This window comes from Streptomyces sp. (assembly GCF_031181555.1).
Taxonomy (GTDB): Bacteria; Actinomycetota; Actinomycetes; order Streptomycetales; family Streptomycetaceae; genus Streptomyces; species Streptomyces fimbriatus.
In genome coordinates this window covers 1-7,067 of sequence record NZ_JAPSKQ010000244.1, presented here as the reverse complement: position 1 = coordinate 7,067, position 7,067 = coordinate 1, and the positions used below count along the sequence as shown (strand labels likewise).

The following is a 7,067-nucleotide window of genomic DNA, read 5'->3' as shown; positions in this document are numbered from 1 at the left end:
ACGCCGACCGGATCGGCGACGACGCCGACCTGGCCGCCAGCGGCATCGACTCCGGGGACCTGGTGCGTCTCGTCCTGCTGGTCGAGCAGCGGCTCGGCGTCGAGATCACCGCCGAGGACATGGAGGAACTGCGCACGATCGGCGACTACGAGCGTTTCGTGGCCGAGCGCACGGTCGCCGGCGCGAGCGGCGGTGTGTGATGTGGCTGACGCAACTGCTGGAGCGCAACCGCCAGTGCCGGCCCGGCCGGACCGCGCTGGTGGACGAGGAACGCAGCGTCACCTGGGCCGAACTGCATGACCGTACGTTGCAACTCGCGCGCGGACTTGCCGACTTGGGGATCCGGCGGGGCGACCGGGTGGCCGTGCTGTCCAAGGACCGGATCGAGGTTCTGGAGAGCTACTTCGCGCTGGCCCGGCTCGGCGCGCTGTTCGTGCCGCTGAACCACAGTCTGGCCGAGCCCGAGGTCGCCGGGATCGTCGAGCGCGTCGGCGCGGTGGCCGTCCTCGGTGAGTCCGAGCTGCTGGACCGGCACACCGGGCTGCCGTCCTCGGTGCGGATCCGGGTGGCCTTCGACAAGCCCGCCTTCGCGGCGCTGGGCACGCTGGCCGCCGAGCGGGAGCTGCCGGACGTCGCCGACACGGACCCGATCGCCGTGTTGCACACCTCGGCGACCACCGGGCAGGCCAAGGGGGTGACGGTCGACAGCGCGTCGTTCCGCGCCATCGCGCTGGGCTGGCTGGTGATGGCCCGCCCCACGGACGACATCGTCATGGTCAACTGCTGCCCGCTGTACCACGGCAGCATGGTCGTCTCCCTGACCTACCTGGCGGCCGGCGCGACGGTCGTGCTGATGCCCGGGTTCACCCCGCAGCGGGCGCTGTCCGCGGTGGAGGCGCACCGCGCCACCCACATGTGGCTGGTGCCGCAGATGCTGCGCTTCATGCTCCAGGCGAAGGCGTCCCACCGCACCGACCTGTCCTCCCTGCGGGAGGTGCTGTACGGGGCTGCCCCGATGCCGCTCGACGTCTACGCCGACGCGGTGGAACGGCTCGGGTGCGGCTTCCGGCAGGTGTACGGCATGACCGAGGTGGGCGGCCCGTTCGTCACGCTCGGTCCCGACGAGCACCCCGCGCCCGGGGACGTCACCGCCCGCATCCCGTGCGGGCGGGTCGTGCCGGGCATGTCCGCCCGCCCCGTGGACGAGACCGGCCGGGAGCTGCCGCCCGGCGAGATCGGCGAGATCGTGGTGCGCGGGCCGGGCGTCATGCAGGGCTACTGGAACGACCCGGAGGCCACACGGGGGATCACCCTCGACGGCTGGATCAGGACGGGCGACCTCGGCTTCATGGACGAGGAGGGCCGCATCAGTTTGGTGGACCGCACCAAGGACGTGATCATCCGGGCGGGCCAGAACGTCTACCCCTCGGAGATCGAGCGCGCCCTGATGACCCACCCGGCGGTCCGGGACGCGGCGGTCGTCGGAATGCCCGACGAGGACTACGGCGAGGTGCCGCTGGCGTACGTCGCCCTGGAGGCGGGCGCGGAGCCGGGCACGGCGGAGCTGCTCGCGCATGTCGCGGGGCTGCTGGCGCCGTACAAGCGGCCGCGGCGGGTCGAGTTCATCGAGCAGGTGCCGCGCAACCCCGCCGGGAAGATCATCAAGAAGCTGCTGCGGGCGTGAGCGCGTACGGCGGCGAACGGCGATGACCGGGAGCCCGATGCGACCCGGGTCGGCCACGGCGTCTCCGTCGTGGCCGACCCGGGTCGCTGCCGTACGCAAACCCGCGCGGCCGGCCCGGACCGGTGCAGAACCCACGTGGTCGGCCCCGGCCGATCCGGGACCCGAGCCGACAGCCTCGGCCGCTGCAGAGCCCACGTGGGCGAGCCAGGTCGATGTGAAGCCCTCGAGGGCGGCCCGGGCAGGTGCGGAAGCCGTGCGGCCGGCGCAGGCCGATGAGGAAGTCGTGTGGACGGCCGCTTCGTGGGTCCGGGTCGGTGTGGAGTCCGTGGGGACAGCACCGGGTGGTGGAGAGGCGCTGTCTGCGGTCGGTGGGGTCCTGATGGCGCTCGGGCCGCTCTTGGCTGCTGCGGGACTCGGGCTGGGTGTGGCTGCCGTGTCGGAGCCGGGTGCGGAACCGGCCGGGCCCGCCGAGGCGGCCGCCGCTGCGGCGATGCCGCAGCGGCGCCGTCTGGAGTTCCTGGCCGGTCGGCGGGCCGCCCGGCGGGCCCTGCGTGCGGTGGGGCTGGACTGCGGGGAGGTTCCCCGGTCGGGGCGCCTGCCGGTGTTCCCGCCGGGCCGCACCGCGTCCATCTCGCACAGTACGGGCATAGCCGTCGCCGTGGCCGGTGCCCCCGGCCGGGACCTGCCGGTCGGCTGCGACCTGGAGCTGCGGCCCCTCCCCCGCGAAGCGGCCCGCCTGGTGCTGCGCGAGGACGAGGAGTCCCTGCTCGCCGACGCGGGGCTGCCGCTCGGTGCGAACGCGGCCTGGTCGGTGACGGAGGTGTTCTCCGCCAAGGAGGCGGCGTGGAAGGCCCTCACCGTGATGACGGGTGAGGGCCGGGAGGGTCCGGAGGGGAGTCTGCGGGAGTTGCGGGTCTCGCCCTGCAGGGACGGTCTGCGTGTGTGCCTGCGCGCCGATCCCGCCCACGCCGTGCGGGTGCGGGTCGTGCGCGTCGGTGCGGGAGCGTTCAGCTACGTCACCGGCCGGGTCGGCACTCGCGGCTGAGCGGACGCCGTCCGTCCCCGGCGCATGGGGGACGGGCGGCGGGTCGGTTCAGCGCTCGGGCGTGCCGCCGTCCCGGTAGGAACGTCGCGCCGCGTCGGCCGCCTTGTCGGTCTTGGCGTCGTACTTGTTGCCGGTCCGTTCGTCGACCATGCGCTCGGCGCCCGAGACGCCCTTGTCGGCCTGGTCGGGGTGACCCTTGGCCATCTGCTTGGCCTTGTTCATCATGTCGCCCAGCTTGCCCATGGGGGTACCTCCGGGAGGTGCGTGTGCGTCGTACCCCGCCGCAGGTACCCCTCTGGCCGGGCGTGAATCACCCGCGGTCGCCGACCCTGGCCGCCATGTTGCCCGCCGGGTGGCGGTTGTCGTGGATGAGCTGGTGCGCGAGGCCGATCTCGTCGAAATCGAAGGTCCGGGACAGGCAGGGGTCGATGATTCCCTGGTCGATCAGCCGCGTCACCTCGCGTGCCTCGCGGGCGGTGGCGACGTGCGAGCCCTGCAGGCGCTTCTGCCGCATCCACAGGAACCGCAGGTCGACGTCGCCGTTGTAGCCGGTGGTGCCGCCGCACAGGACGACCATGCCGCCGTTGTCGCACAGGTACAGGGACGTGGGGACGGTGTCGGCGCCGGAGTGCTCCAGCACGATGCGCGGGCTGCGACGCTCGCCGAGCACGTCCCAGAAGGCCCGCCCGAAGGCGCGGGCTCCGGACAGCCAGCGGCCCATGGCCTCGTCGTCGGAGGTGTCCGGCAGCCGCCCCCAGTGGTCGAACTTCCGCCGGTCGACGTAGCCCTCGGCGCCCAGCTTGAGGCAGAACTCGCCGCGTTCCTCGCTGGAGACGACCGCGACGGGGATGCCGCCGACGTGCCGGACGAGCTGGATGGCGATGCAGCCGAGCCCGCCGGCGCCGCCCCAGATCAGCACCGGGTCACCCGGGCGCACCGTGTGCGGCGGCCAGCCGAACAGCTGGCGGTAGGCGGTGGCGGCGGTCGCCATGTAGCAGGCGGCCTCCGCCCACGACAGCCGCGCGGGCTTGGGGTGGCACATGTAGTCGTCGACCACCGCGAACTGGGCGAAGGAGCCGTAGTTCTCCTCGTAGCCCCACACCCGCTGGCTGGTGGACCAGGTGGGGTCGCCGCCGAGGCGGATGTCCTCGGCCTTCTCGTCCCAGCGGTTGGCGAGGACGACCACCTCGTCCCCGAGCTTCACCCCGCGCACGTCCTCGCCGACCGCCCAGACGATTCCGGACAGGTCGGAGCCGCCGATGTGGAAGTCCTCGGTGGCGCCCGCCTTCTGCCGCGCGGCGATCACGTCGAGCGGCGAACCGAGCGCCGCCCAGACGTTGTTGTAGTTGATGCCGGCCGCCATCACCTTCACCAGGACCTGGCCGCGCCGCACGGGCGGGACGTCGACCACCTCGGTGCGGAAGGCATCGACGGGCTGTCCGTAGCGCTCACGGCGGATGAGCGAGGCGTACATCTTCTTCGGGGCGGTGCCGATCTCGGGCGCGTCACCGAGTTCGTAGAGGTCCTGGGTCGCACTCACGCTGGTTCTCCTCGCGCGGGTTCAGGGGGAAGGGGAGGTGGAGGCCCGGTCACCGAGGCCGCGCAGGGCCTTGGCGACCGCTTCGCCGATACGGGCGATCGGTTCGGGTTCGGTCATCTCGTAGTGGCCGCAGGGCACGTGGTGGTCGTGGAGGGTTCCGTCGACGTAGGGCCGCCAGCTGTCGGCCTTGCCGGGCAGCACCGCCAGGTCCGCCGGGAAGTCGGTGGGCTGCTCCTCGGCGGCGCTGAAGAACAGCACGTCCCCGCGATAGACGCCGGGGGCGAACTGCGGCGCGATGCGCAGGTTGTTGCGCATGACGGCGGCGATGGCGGCGGCCTCGGCGCGGGTGACGGGGACGCTGGACGGGTCTGCCGTGACCCGGGCGTCGATCCGGTCCAGGACGGTGTCCACGGGCGCCCCGTCGACCGCGAGCCCGGCCACCCTGGACAGCAGGGCAGCGACCTGGCGTTCGGCTGCCTCGGGGTCGTGGGCGGTGCCGTGCGGCTGGGGGGCGTCGAGCATGGCGAGGAGTTCGACCTGCTCCCCGTCGCGCTGGAGGGCGCAGGCCATGGCGTGCGCGACGAATCCGCCGTAGGACCAGCCCAGCAGCCGGTAGGGGCCGTGGGGTTGCACCTGGCGTACCAGGTCGAGGTAGTGGGCGACCATGGCGGCGGCGTCCGGGGCGGGCGGCCGGGTGCCGTCGAGGCCGGCCGCCTGGATGCCGTGGACGGGCTGGTCGCCGCCGAGGTGGGGCAGCAGGCCCGTGTAGCGCCAGGCGATGCCCGCGCCGGGGTGGACGCAGAACAGGGGCGTGGCGGTGCCCTCGGCGCGCAGCGGCAGCAGCGGGCCGAGCGCGGTGGTGGTGCTGTCCGGCGTCTCCTCGGCCGGCTGGTCGGCCGTGGCGAGGACCCCGGCCACGGTGGGTGCGGCCAGCAGGGTCGCCGCGGGGACGTCGAGGACACCGGCCTGGCGCAGCCGGCCCGCCAGCAGCACGGCGCGCATCGAGTCGCCGCCGAGGTCGAAGAAGTTGTCGTGCAGCCCGATGCCGCCGATGCCGAGAATCTCCTCCCAGAGCCGGGTGACCTCGTGTTCGCGGTCCGTGCGGGGCGGTACGTGCTCGGTCGTCAGCCGGGGCCGTGGGGCGAGGCCGGAGTCCGCGGCGGCCGGGGCGTCGTCGGACGCGGCGGGGTCCGTCCGGGCGCCCGGTGCGTCGATCCAGTGGCGCCGGCGTTCGAAGGCGTACGGGGGCAGCGGCACCCGCCGGGGCGCGCCCGGCACGGGGGGCAGGGCGCTGTCCACGCCCGCGCTCCACAGCCGTCCGAGCGCCTCGGCGAGGACGAACCCGTCGGACGCCTCGGCCTTGGCGTGCCGCATGGTGGTCACCGTGACCGGTGCCTCGTCGGTGAGCCGGCCGGTGGCGAGCTTGGTCAGGGTGTCGCCGGGCCCGATCTCCACGAGGACGGGGCGCAGCCGGTCCCACAGGGCGGTGATGCCGTCGGCGAACCGGACGGTGTCGCGGGTGTGGTCGATCCAGTGCCGTACGGAGGTGGCCTGGGCGTCGGTGATCCAGGTGCCGGTGACGTTGGTGACGTACGGGATGCGCGGCGGGTGCAGGGTGACCTGGCGCAGGTGGGTCTCGTAGGCCGGCAGGACGGGGTCCAGGACGTGGGAGTGGGCCGCGACGGGGATGCGCAGGCGGCGGAACGGGACGCCGCGGCGGGTGAGTTCGGCCTCGAAGCGGGTGACGGCGTCGAGGTGCCCGGCGACGGTGCAGGCGCTGGGGCCGTTGACGGCGGCCAGGGACAGCTCGGCGTCGAGCAGGGGCCGGATCTCCTCGGCCGGGGCGGCGACGCCGACCGTGGCTCCGCCGGCGGAGCTGATGAGCCGGATGCGTTCGGTGACCAGGGGCAGCATGTCCGCCAGGTCGATGACGCCGGCCAGGCAGGCGGCCGTGTACTCGCCGAGCGAGTGGCCGATCAGCGCGTCGGGACGCACGCCCGACTCCATGAGGGTGCGGGCCAGGGCGTACTCGGTGACGACGAGTCCGAGGAACGCGGAGAGGTCGTCGGGTCGTTGCTCCTCGAAGAGGGCGGTGCGCAGGCCGGTACCGAGGACGGGCCGCAGGATGCGGGCGCACTCGTCGACGGTGTCGCGGTAGACGGCGTGGTCGCGGTACAGCTCCTTGCCCATGCCGGGGTACTGGGTGCCGCCGCCGGGCAGCAGGAACGCCACCCGGACCGGGTCGTCGGACAGCGGCGGGGTGGCCGGGGCGGCGGAGCGCAGCGCGTCGAGGGCCTCGGCGCGGGAGGCGGCCGAGACGGTGAGCCGGTGGCGCAGCGCGGGCCGGTCGGTGCGCAGGGAGTGGGCCACGTCGTCCAGGCGCAGCTCCGGCCGGCGCTCCAGGTGCCGGGCGAGTGCCTCGGCCTGGCCGCGCAGGGCACCGGCGGTGCGCGCCGACAGCGGCAGCACCACGCGGCGCTCCTCCTCGGGCGGGCGCGGCGCGGCGGGTGCGGCGGGGGGTGCCTCCTCCAGGACGACGTGGGCGTTGGTGCCGCCGATGCCGAAGGCACTGACGGCGGCCCGGCGGGGGTGCTCCCCCTCGGGCCAGTCCTCCAGGGCGGTGGGCACGCGGAAGGGGCTCGCGTCGAAGTCGATGAGCGGGTTGGGCCGGTCGAAGTGCAGGCTCGGCGGGATCTGCCGGTGTTCCAGGGCCAGGACGGCCTTGATGAGTCCGGCGATGCCGGCGGCGGCTCCGAGGTGGCCGATGTTGGTCTTGACCGAGCCGAGCGCGCAGAATC

6 protein-coding genes are annotated in these 7,067 nt (G+C 74.0%); 3 read left to right on the top strand and 3 right to left on the bottom strand.

The annotated features are described in order from the left end of the window. The 3 genes from RIM90_RS29610 to RIM90_RS29600 form a co-directional block, all read left to right on the top strand. A partial coding sequence (locus tag RIM90_RS29610; protein WP_309063820.1) for an acyl carrier protein occupies positions 1-200 on the top strand: 200 nt, incomplete at its 5' end. After that, a complete protein-coding gene (locus RIM90_RS29605; RefSeq protein ID WP_309063819.1) occupies positions 200-1,684 on the top strand; it encodes an AMP-binding protein in 1,485 nt (494 codons plus the stop codon). The genes RIM90_RS29610 and RIM90_RS29605, both read left to right, overlap by 1 nt. 433 nt (positions 1,685-2,117) lie before the next feature. Next, a complete protein-coding gene (locus tag RIM90_RS29600; protein WP_309063818.1) occupies positions 2,118-2,729 on the top strand; it encodes a 4'-phosphopantetheinyl transferase superfamily protein in 612 nt (203 codons plus the stop codon). A gap of 48 nt (positions 2,730-2,777) precedes the next feature. On the opposite strand, the gene RIM90_RS29595 is transcribed toward RIM90_RS29600, so the two are convergent. The 3 genes from RIM90_RS29595 to RIM90_RS29585 form a co-directional block, all read right to left on the bottom strand. After that, positions 2,778-2,972, bottom strand: coding sequence for an antitoxin (locus tag RIM90_RS29595; RefSeq protein WP_309063817.1), 195 nt, complete (start codon positions 2,970-2,972; stop codon positions 2,778-2,780). A gap of 67 nt (positions 2,973-3,039) precedes the next feature. Continuing rightward, entirely contained in the window at positions 3,040-4,269 is a 1,230-nt protein-coding gene (gene ccrA / locus RIM90_RS29590; protein WP_309063816.1) for a crotonyl-CoA carboxylase/reductase, read from the bottom strand. 21 nt (positions 4,270-4,290) lie between these two features. After that, positions 4,291-7,067 (bottom strand): alpha/beta fold hydrolase (locus tag RIM90_RS29585; RefSeq protein WP_309063815.1); only part of this gene is annotated, 2,777 nt, incomplete at its 5' end.

Coding starts and splice junctions, on each gene's coding strand:
- RIM90_RS29605 (WP_309063819.1), top strand. CDS start 200: ATGTGGCTGACGCAACTGCTGGAGCGCAACCGCCAGTGCCGGCCCGGC.
- RIM90_RS29595 (WP_309063817.1), bottom strand. CDS start 2,972: ATGGGCAAGCTGGGCGACATGATGAACAAGGCCAAGCAGATGGCCAAG.